Source organism: Rothia sp. HMSC062F03 (assembly GCF_001836905.1).
GTDB classification, from domain to species: Bacteria; Actinomycetota; Actinomycetes; order Actinomycetales; family Micrococcaceae; genus Rothia; species Rothia mucilaginosa_A.
In genome coordinates this window covers 316,232-331,490 of the sequence record NZ_KV830898.1, presented here as the reverse complement: position 1 = coordinate 331,490, position 15,259 = coordinate 316,232, and the positions used below count along the sequence as shown (strand labels likewise).

Sequence of the window (15,259 nt, the reverse complement as noted above, 5' to 3'; positions counted from 1 at the left end):
CCGAACAGAAAACCATTCGGGAGCACGGGGAACCAGCGAGCTATCCGATGCGCCGCACACGCCCTCAAGGTAAAACCCGAGGGGGATGCGGGCGCACCGATGCGACGCGCTTAGCGAGCCTGGTATGCCGCGATCAGGGTGGCCAGCTCAGCCTTGGTCACCATGTGCTGAGCATCAAAAGTGCCGTTAGCGTTCAGCACCACCTTGTTCTGCTGAGCCCACAGAATCTCACGGTAGAAGGCCGAACCGGGGGTCACGTCCTTGTAGGAGGAGGTGCCCGTTACCGCAGGCGAACCCGCCGCGCGGTAGGTGAAAGCCGCAACGGTTGCGTTCGAAACGCCGGCGTCAGCGTGGAACTTGCCGTCCGACCAGCCGAAGGTGATGCCCTTCTGACGGGCCCACACGTAGGCGGGGAAGTTCGGGTCGGTGGTCTTCACATCCGGCCACGGGGAAGTCTCGGGGAGCTTCACCTCGGGGGTACCCGCCTGCACGTAGAGGGCAGCCGTGAGCTCACCGCGGGTGGCCTTCTGAAGCTGGTTCTGGTCGGGCTGCGGGGTCGGCTGAGGCTTCGGCTCGGGCTTGGGGGTCGGCTGCGGTGCCGGGTCAGGCTTCTTGTCATTGTCCTGAGCCGTGGGCAGGTTTGCATCCTTGTAGCCGTTAGTGCCGTTCAGATCCAGGTCCTGCCATGCGAGCAGGGTGCCGCGACCCTCGGTGGACTTGCCCACGACCGGCGCGAGCAGCTCGCCGTTCTCGCTGTAACCGTCGTTAGCCCAGACCTCAATCACGTACTTCTTCGAAGCATCCAGGGTGTTTGCCGGAAGATTCACGGTACCGTTCAGGTTGCCGTCACGGTAAGCCGAAGCCTGGGTGGGGTGGTCAAACTCGATAATGTCGCTGGTTGCCAGAACCGGGGTGTTCGAGCCCTTCTCGCGAACCACGAACTGAACGCCCTTAACGGAGTGGATATCGCCGTTGAACCCCTGACCGCCAACGTGCAAAACCTGTGCCTTTGCAGAATCAGCCACAGCGTTGTAGCTCAGGCGCGGCGCGAACGGCTCCGGCTTCTCGCCCAGAGTGTTCAGCACCCGAGTGCTCACTACGTTCTTGCTGGTCCACAGCTCCTGGGCGGTCAGCGGCTTCTGGCCCTTCTGCTCAGCAACTACGTGAATATTGTAGCGGACGTCGTATTTCGTGCCGCCGGTCGGGTCGTGGAAAATGTCGTCGTCAATGAAGTAGTAGGCGGCAAGCTTGTACGCCTCAACCTTCAGATCAGCCTCGAAGGTGCCGTCATCGGCAATGGTAAAGTCCTGACCCTCCACAAAACGCAGCATATCCGAGGTCGGAATCCTGTAGCCAGAGGGTGCGTATTTTGCGGGGGCAATGTATAGCGCCACGGTGCCGTGCTGGGCACGCCATTCCTTGGTGTAGCCCGAACCCTTCACGTGAACGGTGCCGCCCTCGGTCGTGATGAGGAAGGGGACCACGCCGTCGTACTTGTAGCCGTCGGGAACGGATGCCTCAAAAGTGGTGGTCTGCTCCACTGGCTTGGGATCCGGCGTTGGCTCGGGCTTCTTGTCGTTGTCCTGAGCCGTGGGCAGGTTGGCGGCCTGAACGCCGTCCGAACCCTTGAAGTTCAGATCCTGCCAGGCCAACAGAGTGCCGCGGCCCTCGGGGGCCTGACCCACGACGGGAGTGACGAGCTTGTCGCTGCCCTCGTAGCCGTTGTTGCCCCACACCTCGACGGTGTACTGCTTCGCCGAATCCAGGGTGTTAGCGGGAATCTTAACGTTGCCGATGAGGTACCCGTGCTGGTACTGGAACGCATACTCGGGGTCGTTGTACTCGACAATGTCGCTGATAGCCAGGACGGGGGTGTTCGAACCCTTCTCACGAATAAGAATCTGCACGCCCTTGGGGGAGTTAATATCGCCGTTGAAGTCCCAGCCATTGAAGTGAAGATCCTGGTCCTTGGACGTATCGGTAAGGGCACTGTAGCTCCAGTGCGGGGTGAAGGCGTTGGTCTCAGCCTTCTGGTCACCGCCGGCCTTCGGGGTGTGGTCAGCCGGCAGGGAGCCGGCGGCAACGGCCGCGGGTGCTTCCGCAGTCACATTCTGAGCCAGCGCCGGGCTCATGGGAAACACCATGGCACCGGCGAGAACCAGCGCACCGCATCCTTGTGCTGCGCGGGCAAAAGAAGAAGGGGCCTTAGAGTTCGGCAGAGAAGACATCATTATCCCTATCGGTTCTATTGTGTCTCGCACCGCGGTGTGCGGTACCGCGGGAAGCGGCGCGCAACATTGCGGAATACCGCACCGAAAACGGTGAGGCACCCCCGCGCGTATGGGGACGCGGGTGCGATGGGTTGGTTGGTTGTCCCCGTCGGTTTCGGGGATGATTTCACCCTACCAAACCCTCAACCGGAAATCACAGACCCGCTCAATGATGAGTTGAATGTTTCCCTTTATTTCAACCTCTAAGACCCCGTGGGCCATCGGCTACAGCGTGCGGAAGTACAGGTACAGCATCATCGCCATGCGTGCCTTCGACGTGTGCTCCGTCGGGGCGAACGCGTCGCCCTCGGACACGGTCGACACGCCGCGGCGAGACGCCCACACAATCTGGCGATAGAAGGGGGTCGAGGAAGTCACGTCACTAAACGGTGAGGTGCCCGTCAGCTGAATCTTCGAGGAGCCGTCAGCACGGTGCAACAGGGCGACGGTCGAGGCGTTTGACAGGGGTGCCTCCGGGTGGAACTTGCCATCATTCCAGCCGCTCGTAATCTGCTGTTCGCGCGCCCACAGGTAGGCGTCGTAATTCGGGTCGGACTCGTCAACATCCTCGTAGGGGGAATGGTCCGGCCGAGTCACGGACGGCGAGCCCGCCAGACGATAGAAGATGCGAATCAGCTCGCCTCGTGTCACCGTATTATCCGCGCCGAAGAGAGTCTCGGAATCGGGATCCATCACCTGCGCGCGCACGGCCCAGCGCACACCATCGTAGTAGGCAGAACCCTCGGGTACATCCTCGAAAGCGGGCTGGTAATCGGGCGAGGCAATGACCGGACGGTGCAGCTTCGTGTCGGGGGAAGAGAGGCTTAGCGAGGGGCTACCGTCCGCGGAGGCATAAAGGCTGGCCGATGTCGGGACGGTGGCATCTGCCGCCGGAGTATTCGCCTGCGAGGGATCGGTCATCGAGAGAAGGGGAGAGAACGGCAGGTACAGCACACCCGCCAGGATTACCGCGCCCACGCCCAGCTCGATGCGGCGGCGGGAAGTCGACTTCTTCCGCTGCTCGGCGGATGCGTCGGCAGAATCGGCGGGGCTAAGAACCTGTGCGGACTCGTGATGATTAGGTGAAGAATTAGACGTGGCGGAACGCTTCGCGTTGCGGGACATAAATCCTCGATGTGGTTGGTGTGTCGGTGTGTTTCTTGTACCGCGCTACCGCGTGTTCCCCGCCGGAAAAGGGGAATACGCGCACGGATATGCAATAGACCTAGCATAAAACCGCAGGACCCAAAATGCGAACTCAACCCGCTGAAAGGCCTTGGACACGCTGGAATACTGTCGGGGTGGTTTTATGGAAATAGGCTCAACGGTGAGAGATGAGCCAGGTGATCGGCGCGGCTTCCAGCCCCGCAAAAACCTGCCGGGCGGATGCGCGACGCACCTCTCGGTAACATCTGCATCCGCCCGGCAGAAGAAGGCCTTGTCAGCCCTTAGCGGCCCGCGTAGTTCATCAGGAACCCGGCCAGCTCGCCACGGCTTGCCAGAGCCGTGGGGTAGTAGTTGCTGCCCGGGAACACCTGAAGATTACGCTGCTTAGCCCAGGTAATCTCGCGGTAGAACGCCGAACCCACCTTGACGTCCGTGTACGGAGCCTGGGTGACGGTTACGCGCTTCTTGCCGTCGTAACGGTACAGGAAGGCCGCCACGGTGGCGTTCGAGACACCGGCCTCGGCATGGAAATTACCGTCGGCCCAACCGTAGGTAATACCCTTCTGACGAGCCCAAATGTAGGCAGAGTAGTTCGGGTCGGTGGTCTTCACGTCCTTATAAGGGCTGGTCGCGGGAAGGGTGACCTTCGGCGAACCCGCCAGACGGTACAGGGCAACGGTCAGGTCGCCGCGGGTCGCGTTATCGTTCGCCCCGAACCAGGTCTTCTCGTGCGGGTCCAGGAGCTTCTTCTCGTTGGCCCACTGCACGGCCTTGTACAGTGAGTGGGTGGAGGGAACGTCGGCAAAACCGTTCTTCTGCTGCGGCGAGGTTCCGGTCAGGTTCAGGTAGGTGGCCGAGACGCGCTTGCTCTCGCCCTTGGCCGATACCACGTTCACGAAGATCGCGTAGTGGCCATCGGCCTCGAGCTGGGTTCCGTCAATCGACAGGGCAGTCTCGAAGGCACCCTGGGACACACGGTTGGCGGGGAGCACAACCTTCTGGATGGGGTCGCCGGTGGGCTGACCGTCAGCCTCGGCCGCGGAGAAGAGAACCTGGACCGAAGAACCGGCCGGAACATTGAGGTGGGAGCCCTTCACACGAACCGTCGTGGAAGAGCCCAGATCCACCGAATCGGTGCTCAGGGTAACCGAGGGGTCTGCGTGGACGGCGTTCACGCCGGTCACCGGCACGAATGCCTGGGTGCTCAGGGCCTGCTCGTTCGCCTGGTCGTTGTCTTCCGGGACGGTGTACTCGAAGGTCTGCACCACATAGGAAGTGCCAGCCTTCAGGGTGCCCGCGGGGATGTTCAGGTTCGTGCTGAAGCGGCCGTTAACGTAGCCCATGTACTGGCCGAAGAAGGCCGAGTAGTAGGTGAACTTTGCCTCGGACTGAGCCAGCGCGGGGCCGGTCGGCTTGCCGGTGGCCGGGTCAACGGCGCGCACGGCCAGAATCAGAGACTCGTTGCCGTTGTAGGAGATGTCCTGGAATCCAGCGCCGTTCACGGTGATCGAGGTGTTTGCCGAAGCATCCACGGTCGAAGCGCTGTAGCTCAGGGTCGGGGACGAAACCGTGGGAACGGCGGCAACCTTCAGCTCGGTGCGAGTCTCGCCCGCCGGAATCCAACCGTCCTGGTCGGAGTCGCGGTAGCCGAGCACCACGTCGAAGGAGGAGCCTGTTGCCTCAAAGAAGTTGGCGTCCACCGATGCGGTGAGCTTCACGGTGCCGTCCGCAGCAAAGGCGGTGGAGGGCACGTCCTGGGCGTAGTAGGGGTAGCTGCGCGGGTGATGCGGCGGGAAAGCGATGCTCTCACCCTTGGGCACGATGTAAAGACGGAAAGACTTATCGTGCACGAACTCGGGGGAGAATCCGGAGCCGTTAACGGTGATGGTGCCGCCCTTGAGGATGTCGAAGGTGCCGGAGGTGACCTGCAGGTGCTGCGTGTTCTGTGCTTCTCCCTGCTGCACGGCACCGGCTACTGCCGGGGTATTCGCCGTGGGGGCCGCCATGGCCGGGGAGAGAGGCAGGAGCATCGCGCCGGCAAGGGTGAGGGCGCAACCGCCCTTCACCATATTCTTAGAGAATACGAAACGCGGATGGCTCTGAAGTGAGGACATTGGTATCCAATCAGTTTTATCGGTGTGACGCATTGTGTGGAAGTGCGTATCAACACCGTAGCAAATAGATAAGACCTGCCGTAATCGGGGCGGTTGTGGACTTGGAAAAAGTTTCACACCAGAAGGCTGATCTTAAGCTGAAGTATAACTTTAAAAACTATGTGCATGAGGTGGAAAATATGCCTAAATATTGTGCTGATAAGCACAAACACTGAGTCGCGGGCAAAGCTCCATGCTCCAAACGGGGCAGAAAACCCACCGCACAATCGATAAAAACCAAATTATCAACTATATAAAGTTGATAAGTCTCGTCGTGCGGTGGGTTTGATACGCAATTGCAAGATGGGGTATCTAGCGATGAAAAATTAGGGAAAGGCCGGGTGAGGCCCGACCCGCCCTTAATCTCGCATATTGGCACACAGGGTATCCGCGTGCAGCATAATCAGAGCTCGCGCCCATTCCGCACGGGTGACTTCCTGGTCCGGGAAGAAATTTGCGCTCTTGTACGCGAAATTCGGGTCGATATTCGCGCGCGTATGCAACCACACGGATTCCCTAAAGAAGGGAGAACCGGGGTGCATATCCGCAGGCACCACCGGAGTGGGGTGGGTTCCTTCGGTAAGGGCCGGGTACGCCTCGTTGAAGCGATATAGGAAAGCGGCCATCGTGGTGCGGCGAGCCACCGCCTCCGGATGCATCTTGCCGTCGGACCAGCCGCTCGTCAGTCCCTTCTGCACGGCCCAGATGTAGGCGGCGTACCGGGGATCCTGCGGCGAAACATCCGGGTACGGCGAAACTGCGGGGAGAGCTACCTTGGGCGAACCCACCGTGCGGTACAGCGTATCCATAAGGTCGCCGCGCGTGGCCGCGCGGTAAGGGTAGATGCGGCGGTTCTTGTCGATGAGCATCATCTTCTGCTGGCACACGGTGTACACGTCGTAGGAGTACGGATCTTCGTCTTCCAGGTCAATAATGAAAGGCGCCCGCGCGTAATCGGTATTGACGGTAACGTCAGAAACCATCGTGCGCAGAATGGTGTACTGCTTATTGTAGGGGCGCAGGGTAAGGCGAATACCGTACTTTCCCTTCGGGCCGGTCGTCATATCCGTGGGAAGAATGACCGTTTGGCGGTACACATTATCGGTATCCAAGCGATTCTTCTCGAGGGAAATAAAATAGAATACTTTAAATCCCTTATCCTTGGTGTAGTTACCGATTTCAAAATAGGGAGTATATAGCCCGTTTTCAAAAATCGGTTGCAAACCGGAAACTTCGTAGGAGAGGGTAAAGCCGCTGATATCAATCATTGCCTGATTGACCCGCAAATCCAGAGGAACGCTCTGAATGTCCAGGGTTGCGGCCTGTGCACCCTGCAGGGCGAGCTGGCCAGCGCCTAGCGCCCCGGCGATACCGAGGGCGGCGGTGCCCTTCAGGAAGAGGCGACGAGATGACGAGGTAGACATATCGTGTCCAATCGGTGTGTTTCTGAATGAATTGTTATACCGCCGCTAGACCTGTAGCTCGGCCATAATCCGAGCGAGACCTATCGGCGTGCAGGACGTACCGGGCTTCGATAGCGCTGAGTCGAGAGAACGCGAGGTGAATATGCAATCCCTCTCGGTGAGGGGTTAATTAATACTATAAACACATCGAATGGTTAAAGAAAACGGTGCGCTGAGTGATACCTCTGCCGTAGAGCGCATTAGGAAAGCGTCGATGAGAGGAAATGCTAAATCACTGAGAAAGAATGTTATTTCCCGCGACTCTTTTAAAGGTAAAAATTTCTTAATATTTAAATTTTTAGCCGGGCAGCACGATCGCACCGCCCGGCTAAAATCACGACATAAAGCCCGCTGGGATTTATTGCCCCTCGTGCACGAGGAGGGTCAGGACACCCGCCTTACGAGCCGTGGGCAGAGCGCACTCCACCGCCCAATCCTCGCTGACCGCCTCCAAGAATTCGGCGATACCCGCCGTGGAACCATCCAGGGGGCGCGCCGCCAATCCCGACTGAATCAGATACCGAGCAAAGAGGCCGCGGTAATACTTCGCCATGTGTGAGACGACCTTGCGAGAACCATCGGCCGCCACACGCTCCACGCGAACCGCCAGAGTCTGCGACGGGGGAGTCACCCACGACTTCGCGTAGGCTGCAGAACGGCAATCCAGAATCAGCTGGTCCTTCGCGGTTGCCTCCAGGGCGGTGCCCAGCGCACCCTTCCAGAAGTTTGCCAGCGCACCAATCGAACCCAGCTTCACACCCATGGACAGACGGTAGGCGGGAATCGCATCCTCGGGGCGCAGAACACCCCACAGGGCCGAAGAAATCAGCAGCGACCAGTGCGCCGCATCGCGCTCGGCGGGGGAGAAGCTCGCGTAATCCAGCGCCTCAAACAGCACGCCCGTATAGGTGCGAATCGCGGGCTGCGCCGGCTCGGACAGCAGACGCGTGTTGCGCTCCACCTCGGCTTCGAGGGACGCACCCACCTTCAGCTCCGCCAGGGCATCGGGGCCCGAGCTGACCGCGGTCAGCTCCTCCAGGACGCTCTCACGCTCGGCAGTCAGCTCCGGAAAGGAGAGATCGGCAAAAGAAACCGGTGCGTTGCCCGCCGGGGCGGGGGTCTTACCTTCAGACGGGGGAAGAAGAATTAGCATCTACCCAGTATACCTGGCAGGCTGCCAGCGCATCCGCGAGATTCCAGCGTACCCGCGAGACGAACCCGGGAAATAACCGCCCCGAGAGGTATGCGTATAATGAGTGGGGTGAAAACGGGCCGTCCGGGCAATCGCGAGGCACTCGGATGCTTCGAGGAAAGTCCGGGCTCCACAGCACAGGATGGTGGATAACATCCACTCGGGGTAACCTGCAGGCCAGTGCCACAGAAAGTAAACCGCCGCGGTTCGCCGCGGTAAGGGTGAAAGGGTGGTGTAAGAGACCACCAGCGGGCGCGGTGACGTGCCCGGCTAGGTAAACCCCATCCGGAGCAAGGTCAAATAGGATGCGCCATGGTAGGGTAGTGCGCCCGATCCCCGGTTCTCGGGGTGCGTATTCGGGTAGGCTGCTTGAGACGTGCGGCAACGTACGTTCTAGATAGATGATTGCCTCGAAACGCCCCTTCGGGCGGCGTTTTAGACAGAACCCGGCTCATAGGACGACCCGTTTTCATGTCACCATCCGCAGATGGTAAGCGAAGACCGCGAACGCATTTTCTAACGCGTTCGCGGTCTTCGCTTTAAAGCTTCGCGGGAGGCCCGCCCGACCTTTGGGAAGGCTCTAGGGGAGCCCGCGATTAGTGGCCGAAGGGATCGGGATCTACGCCCGGCATCCACGAGTTGCCGTCCACGGTCCAGCCTTCCTTCTTGACGACCTTCTTCATCTTGCTGGTCCACTTCTTGTTCAGGCGGTTCACGTACAGCTTGCCGTCCAGGTGGTCGGTCTCGTGCTGCATGCAGCGTGCGAACCAGCCGGTCGCCTCGAAGTGGACGGGGTTGCCGTGCTCGTCAAGGCCGTTCACAGTGACCCACTCGGCGCGCTTGAGGGGGAAGCCGTAACCGGGGAAGGACAGGCAGCCCTCTTCCTCCTCGTAGGGGTCCGGGTCGGCGGTAGAAATCTTGCCCAGGGTCAGCACCGGGTTGATGATGCAGCCGCGCGGGGGAACGCCGTCCTCGTTCTCCATCTTGTAGGTGAAGATGCGCAGGCCCACACCGATCTGCGGTGCCGCCAGACCCACGCCGTTGGATGCGTCCATGGTCTCGTACATGTCAGCCACGAGCTCCTTGAGCTCATCATTAAACTCGGTGACGGGTGCCGCGGGGCGGTGCAGAACGGGGTTGCCGTGAATAACGATGGGGCGAATAGCCACAGAATCATCCTTTGCTTGTGTTGAACGGGGACCTATCGGGTGCGCCTGCCGCATGAAGTCGCGGGGCATGCTGTTCTCGTTCGAAGGGTTGAAAATGCTGGTGTAAAAGTTTTTGCTCCGGTAAACCTTGTACGGGTAAACCGAGGTGAGGGTAAAGCGAAAGGGCCGTTACGGATAACCATAACGACCCTTTCCATCGGGGTGATCGACGGGGGTTGAACCCGCGACCTCCTGGACCACAACCAGGCGCTCTGCCAACTGAGCTACGACCACCATGTGCTTCGCTTGGTTTCCCTTGCGATGTGCAACGGATACTACTGTACATGAGTTCACGAACCCTGCCAAGCTGAGATCGGGTGATGCTCGTTACAGTTTGAGATAGGGGTTGGGGGGCGCCGGACGCACGCCCCGGGACCCCCTCGAGGGCCCGGAGGACGCGCATCCCGGTGCACAGCTACATCGCGCTCAGGCGCCGTTGCATAGCGCTCGGCTACTGCTCGGCAGGTTCGGCGGCCTTCGCCTCCAGCTCGACGCGCTCCGCCTCAACCTCGCGGGCAATCTTAGCGGCGGCCACGGCATCCGGACCCTGCTCCACAAAAATTGCGCGACGGTAGTACTTCAGCTCGTCAATCGAATCCTTAATATCGCCCAGCGCGCGGTGGTGACCGGTCTTCACCGGGGCGCTGTGACGGGCGGCGGGGTACCAGCGCGAAGCCAGCTCCTTAATCGTGGACACATCAATCACGCGGTAGTGCAGATGGTCCATCACCTGCGGCATGTAACGTTCCAGGAAGCGCTTATCCATGCCCACCGAGTTACCACCCAGCTGCGCCTTGCCCGCCACAGGAACATACTTCTTCACGTAGCGGAGCACCTGCTCCTGGGCGTAATCCATCGACACGCCGTTCTCGAGGTCGTCCAGCAGACCCGAGGACTCGTGCATCGAACGCACGAAGTCGTTCATGTTCTCCACCGCACCCGCGGGGGACTCGTCGCCGGGCTTAATGACGAACTCCACGCCCGAACCCAAAATGTTGAGGTCGGCATCGGTGACCAGAACGCCCACCTCAATCAGGGCGTCATTGGCCACGTCGAGGCCGGTCATCTCGCAGTCAATCCATACAATACGTTCACTAGAAATACTCACACTCCAACTCTACCCTCATTCGCGCCCGCCCGCCCCTCCGCGCGTCGGAACATAGTCGGAACGTATAAGAACGCTCAGGTGTGTGCAGAGGCGCTGTCCACACCGCGCGCTCGCACCCGAATCCGCCGAGCTCCGGTGAAGCGCTCGGGTATGATAAAAGCCAAAGAGACGACGCATACAGAAAGGGAGTAATGCGCTCACTGAAAGAGCCCGCACACCGGCTCGCCGCCACCAGAGCACACGACGCACCCCTCTCACCCCGGCTGCTGGATTACGTCAATAACCACCGTCTGCGAACGCTCGTCATTGGCACCATCGGCTCAATCATGGTCACCCTGGGGTCCTACACCGTCGGATGGCTCTCGGATAGCTCCAACTTTTGGCGCTACGACCTGATTCGCGCCATCAGGTTTGACGCCGTATGGGTCATCGCCGGCATTATCCTGCTGGCCCTCGGCGCCATGATTATGTGCCGTGAATGGCTGCGCATCTACCAGAAGATGGGCGATTGGAACGAACCCAACACCATGCGTTGGATGATTGCCGTCATCACCAGCTGGTCCCTGCCGCAGATCTTCGCCTTCACCATCTACAGCCGCGATATGTTCTCTTACTACGGTCAGGGCATGGTCATGGCGCACGGCCTCAACCCGTACAAGCACGGAGTCTCCGAAATCTCGAACTTCATGCAGAACGGTGCGGACCCCATGTGGGCGGAATCCCCGCCCCCGTACGGCCCGGTCTCCCTCAAGCTTGAAGAGTGGATCGTGCGCCTGGCGGGGGAGAACATCGACCTCTCCCTCTTCTACTTCCGCCTGCTCTCCGTGCTCGCGGTCATCGGTATTCTCTTCTACGTGGCAAAACTCGCCAAGGCACACGGCTTCAACCAGGTCCGCGCCCTCTGGCAGATCGGCCCGAACCCGCTGTTCATCGCATCGTTCATCGCCAGCGGCCACAACGACTCGCTCATGACCATGTTCATGCTCGGCGGCCTCTACTACGCCAAGCGCTACCGTCACACCCTCTGGGGCGGCCCGCTCGGCGTGACCTTCGTAGCCCTTGGCGTTGCCGTCAAGCCGCTCGCCCTCGTGGTGCTGCCCTTCGTGGGTCTGCTCTGGGCGGGCAAGAACGCCTCCTGGCCGCGCAAGTTCATCTTCTGGGTGCTCTCCGGTGTGCTGTTGCTCGCCGAAATGGCGCTCATGGGCTGGGTGACCGGACTGGAATTCGGTTGGATCAAGGCACTGTCCACCACCGGCGGCCAGTACATCTGGTACACCCCCTTCGGCCTGGTGATTGGCGCGGCATCCCTCTTCACGCAGGGGGATACCTTCGAGGTCATTCGCAAACTCATCGAGACCGTCGGCAAAGGCATCGGTATGCTCGGAGCGGTAGCAATGGCATTCGTTGGACGCGACCGCAACATCGTGCGCCACGCCGGCCTGGCCATCCTGTTCATGCTCCTGTGTAGCCCCATGATTCAGCCGTGGTACCTGCTCTGGGCTATCCCAATGCTTGCCGCGACCGGTCTGCGCTCGCACTTTCAGCTCATGTGGTACTTCATCACTACGCTGTTCTTCATGGCCTACGGCGTGAGCGACCAGCTGAACGTTTCGCCCTATCTGCGCGATTTCAACCAGGATATGGGCCGACTTATCGCAACGGTGGTCTGCCTGGGCTACATTGTGTACCTCATGGTCCTCGACCCGGCAACCCGCCGCATGGTGTACGTGAGCTTCCGCCCCACGCAGGTGCGCCGCACCGCGATTCGCCTGTGGTGGCAGCTGTTCCCCGGCGCATCGAGCCGCCGTGCACGCCGCCGCGAGGCGAAGAAGCAGGATCGCGAGGTGCTGACCGGCTCCACGCGGAGCTAACCCCCTCGAGTGTTCCGCCCCGACGGTTCCTCTGGGCGTCCAAACGTGCGGGGAACAGCTAGGACTCGTGTACCCTAGAGGAAGGCCCCAGTAGCTCAGAGGATAGAGCAGGAGCCTTCTAATCTCTTGGTCGGGGGTTCGATTCCCTCCTGGGGCGCCGTAACGAAAACCGCCCCGCACCCTTCAACGGGGGTGCGGGGCGGTTTTCTTTATACCCTTGAGCTACCGCAAAGATGCGGGGCGCGTTACTTCTTGGTCGGGTTCGTGTCCTTGCACGAGTTGAGGGTGCGCTCCATGACCTTCTTCTCGTCGGCGGTCACCCACAGCTTGTACTTGGCCTTCACGTGCACCTGGCGAGCCACGTAGGTGCAGCGGTAGGAGGCGTTGCTCGGCAACCATTCGGAGGCATCCGCATCGGACTTCTGCTGGTTGGCCGGGCCGTCCACGGCGAGTAGGTTCTCGGGGTCGTTTGCCAGCTGGCGACGCTGCTCGGCGCTCAGGTCCTGCGCGCCGGTCTGCCATGCGTTCGATAGGGCGACCACGTGGTCAATCTGTACGGCCGCGGAGGTCTTCTTGCCGCGCTTGAACTCGATGGTCTTACCGGTGTACGGGTCTGCAAGCGTGCCGGTAATGACGGTGCACGCGTGGGTCTTGACCTTGAAACGAATATTGGTCAGGTCGCGGCGCAGAATGTCGTCGCGGGTATTGCACTTGTTGCCGTCAACGTCATCCCAGGCGGGGCCGAACTGATCACGAGAGTAGCCAGCCTTCGACGCGCGTTCCTTCACCTGCAGGGACGCCAGCTCGCTCTTCGCGGTGGCCAGATCCGGCGCGAGCGCGGTGGCGGGATCAACCGCCTTGTACGGGTTCTTGACCTCGGAGAGCGTCTCGGTTGCTACGTTGGCGTCATCGTCGTCGGTAGCGGAGGTCGAAGACTCCGAACCGAAGAGGCCGCCCTCGCCGTGCTTGCTCACGTAGATCATGCCGACAATCAGCAGAATGATGGCCAGAAAGGCCAGCAGGCCGTAGATGAGGCGCTTCTTCTGCGGGTCCATGGACTCGGGGAGCCTGGGTAGGTTGCGTTGAATCCGCTGAAGATCCTGCAGCGTGGGCAGGTCGTTGCTGTTCATGGGCTTTTTGCTCACGGAAACTCCGGGGGTAGCACGGTGTATCGGTCAAGTATTGGTCAAAGCAGCGGGTCGCCGCTCCATCAAGGATAGAGGGCTTGCGGTGTAAAAGGTAACTCGCTCGCCGTGAATTAGCTCGCCTCTGCGAGGAGGGGAGCGAGGATGCGGATGGCGTCATAATTCGTTCCAATGACGGTTCCTCGCGTCGGTTTTTTGAAAAAACTACCCCAAACGTTCAAATATTTCGTCCACAGGCGGGATGATAGCGCGATAAGACCGTGAATTATCCACAGATGCGCGAGGGGCGGGCACCCGGTGGCGGCGCACGCGGCACAGTAGAAGAAACCTACCCTAAGAACCGACTGGGTAACCTGCCGGCCCAACTTGACCGAGGCTGATCAACCGGCCCAACCCAACCTGGGGCAACCGACCGGGAGCCCGAACGGAGGCGCCTCAACCGGTTCGGGCCAGCCGGTGCAGAGGCTTTAGCCCGGGGTTAACCCCAAGAAATCATAGGAGATATCGTGAGCGACACCATCGTAATCCGCGGATTCACCGCATCCAACCCGACCTTGGCGGCCCTGCCGAACGGCGTGCCCGTCGTGAACTTCCGCCTGGCCAGCACACCGCGCTGGCAGGACGCTACCGGAACCTGGAAGGAGGGCACGACCAATTGGTACACCATTAAGGCCTACCGCCGCCTGGCGCAGAACATCGCTGTCTCGGTGCAGAAGGGGCAGCCGCTCGTCATCAGCGGGCGCCAGCGCATCAACCGCTGGAACCGTGAGGACGGCACGCAGGGAACTACCGTGGAGATTGACGCGCAGGGCATCGGCCACGACCTGAACTACGGCACAAGTTCCTTTGCCCGCACCGTGGAGAAGCGCGCGCTCCACGAGGATGCCCCGCTGGGCGCGCTGCCGAATACGCCGCAGGGCGCGCCGGATGCGGTATTGCATGTGCCCCAGAACGCCGAGTTGCCGAGCACGGTGGCTCAGAGCGCTGGAGTGCAGGTTGCGGGAGCACCGGGCGGAGGAACGCCGGGCGGCGCATCCCAGGGTGGGGGCGTGCAGGGCAGCGCATCCCAGGGTGGGGGAGCTCAGAGTGACGAACCCCCCTTCTAAAAGTGCTCCCCGGATGCTTGCATAAACGCGGGTGCATTGGGATAATGGAGCATTGTGTTGACATTGGGCACGCCCCTGCCGCAGGGGGGAGAGCGACCAACGATGTCAACCTTCGGGCACCAATCCTGTCCGAAGCATGAAGTTTTCTGTCCCGCTGTGGGGCAGAGCAATCTGAGTCTATTTGACCTGCGGCAGATGGCTCTGGAGATCTACAACTATGCAGACTCTTGACTTCCTCGACAAGAAGTCCCTCCGTGACGACGTCCCCGCCTTCGGCCCCGGTGACACCCTGAACGTTCACGTTAAGATCGTTGAAGGTAAGAACCACCGTATCCAGGTCTTCAAGGGCTTCGTCGTTGGCCGCCAGGGTGCAGGCGTTCGCGAGACCTTCACCGTCCGCAAGGTTTCCTTCGGCGTTGGTGTTGAGCGTACCTTCCCCGTTCACTCTCCCTCCATCGAGAAGATCGAGGTTGTGACCCGCGGTGACGTCCGTCGTGCAAAGCTGTACTACATGCGCGACCGCCACGGTAAGGCTGCTCGTATCCGCGAGAAGCGCGAGTTCTAATCTTTATCGAT

Annotated in this window: 11 protein-coding genes, 2 tRNA genes and 1 other RNA gene; 5 read left to right on the top strand and 9 right to left on the bottom strand. The window is 60.6% G+C overall.

What is annotated here, in order from left to right; translation table 11 throughout:
• Positions 1 to 110: 110 nt before the first annotated feature.
• From HMPREF2674_RS08890 to HMPREF2674_RS08870, 5 genes are all read right to left on the bottom strand, one after another.
• Positions 111 to 2,228, bottom strand: coding sequence for an S-layer homology domain-containing protein (locus HMPREF2674_RS08890; RefSeq protein ID WP_070825463.1), 2,118 nt, complete (start codon positions 2,226 to 2,228; stop codon positions 111 to 113).
• Between the two features lie 267 nt (positions 2,229 to 2,495).
• Positions 2,496 to 3,395 carry an S-layer homology domain-containing protein gene (locus HMPREF2674_RS08885; RefSeq protein WP_070825462.1) on the bottom strand — a complete coding sequence of 300 codons (900 nt, stop codon included), beginning with the start codon at positions 3,393 to 3,395 and terminating at the stop codon, positions 2,496 to 2,498.
• 323 nt (positions 3,396 to 3,718) lie between these two features.
• Positions 3,719 to 5,551, bottom strand: coding sequence for an S-layer homology domain-containing protein (locus HMPREF2674_RS08880; RefSeq protein WP_049334071.1), 1,833 nt, complete (start codon positions 5,549 to 5,551; stop codon positions 3,719 to 3,721).
• A 398-nt stretch (positions 5,552 to 5,949) separates the two neighbouring features.
• A complete protein-coding gene (locus HMPREF2674_RS08875; RefSeq protein ID WP_070825461.1) occupies positions 5,950 to 7,014 on the bottom strand; it encodes a twin-arginine translocation signal domain-containing protein in 1,065 nt (354 codons plus the stop codon).
• A 397-nt stretch (positions 7,015 to 7,411) separates the two neighbouring features.
• Positions 7,412 to 8,206 carry a YaaA family protein gene (locus HMPREF2674_RS08870; RefSeq protein WP_070825460.1) on the bottom strand — a complete coding sequence of 265 codons (795 nt, stop codon included), beginning with the start codon at positions 8,204 to 8,206 and terminating at the stop codon, positions 7,412 to 7,414.
• Between the two features lie 115 nt (positions 8,207 to 8,321).
• Here HMPREF2674_RS08870 and rnpB point away from each other — a divergent pair.
• Positions 8,322 to 8,715: RNase P RNA component class A (gene rnpB / locus HMPREF2674_RS08865), an RNA gene on the top strand.
• A 126-nt stretch (positions 8,716 to 8,841) separates the two neighbouring features.
• Here rnpB and def read toward each other — a convergent pair.
• From def to orn, 3 genes are all read right to left on the bottom strand, one after another.
• Positions 8,842 to 9,414 carry a peptide deformylase gene (def, locus tag HMPREF2674_RS08860; RefSeq protein WP_049334074.1) on the bottom strand — a complete coding sequence of 191 codons (573 nt, stop codon included), beginning with the start codon at positions 9,412 to 9,414 and terminating at the stop codon, positions 8,842 to 8,844.
• Between the two features lie 200 nt (positions 9,415 to 9,614).
• Positions 9,615 to 9,687 (bottom strand) — tRNA-His (locus HMPREF2674_RS08855).
• Positions 9,688 to 9,904: 217 nt separating this feature from the next.
• The gene (gene orn, locus HMPREF2674_RS08850) at positions 9,905 to 10,561 is read right to left on the bottom strand and encodes an oligoribonuclease (protein ID WP_070649527.1); all 657 of its coding nucleotides are present in this window, start codon (positions 10,559 to 10,561) and stop codon (positions 9,905 to 9,907) included.
• Between the two features lie 191 nt (positions 10,562 to 10,752).
• Between orn and mptB the strand changes: the two genes are divergently transcribed.
• Positions 10,753 to 12,432 carry a polyprenol phosphomannose-dependent alpha 1,6 mannosyltransferase MptB gene (gene mptB / locus HMPREF2674_RS08845; protein WP_070825459.1) on the top strand — a complete coding sequence of 560 codons (1,680 nt, stop codon included), beginning with the start codon at positions 10,753 to 10,755 and terminating at the stop codon, positions 12,430 to 12,432.
• An 84-nt stretch (positions 12,433 to 12,516) separates the two neighbouring features.
• Positions 12,517 to 12,589, top strand: a tRNA-Arg gene (locus HMPREF2674_RS08840).
• An 88-nt stretch (positions 12,590 to 12,677) separates the two neighbouring features.
• Here HMPREF2674_RS08840 and HMPREF2674_RS08835 read toward each other — a convergent pair.
• Positions 12,678 to 13,577, bottom strand: a complete 900-nt coding sequence (locus tag HMPREF2674_RS08835; protein ID WP_049345443.1) for an HNH endonuclease family protein — start codon at positions 13,575 to 13,577, stop codon at positions 12,678 to 12,680.
• A gap of 506 nt (positions 13,578 to 14,083) precedes the next feature.
• On the opposite strand from HMPREF2674_RS08835, the gene HMPREF2674_RS08830 reads away from it, so the two are divergent.
• Together HMPREF2674_RS08830 and rplS are read left to right on the top strand one after the other, a co-directional pair.
• Positions 14,084 to 14,683: a single-stranded DNA-binding protein gene (locus HMPREF2674_RS08830; protein ID WP_070825458.1), complete on the top strand. Its 600-nt coding sequence runs from the start codon at positions 14,084 to 14,086 to the stop codon at positions 14,681 to 14,683.
• A gap of 217 nt (positions 14,684 to 14,900) precedes the next feature.
• Positions 14,901 to 15,248, top strand: a complete 348-nt coding sequence (gene rplS, locus HMPREF2674_RS08825; RefSeq protein ID WP_005507488.1) for a 50S ribosomal protein L19 — start codon at positions 14,901 to 14,903, stop codon at positions 15,246 to 15,248.
• The last annotated feature ends 11 nt before the right edge of the window (positions 15,249 to 15,259 follow it).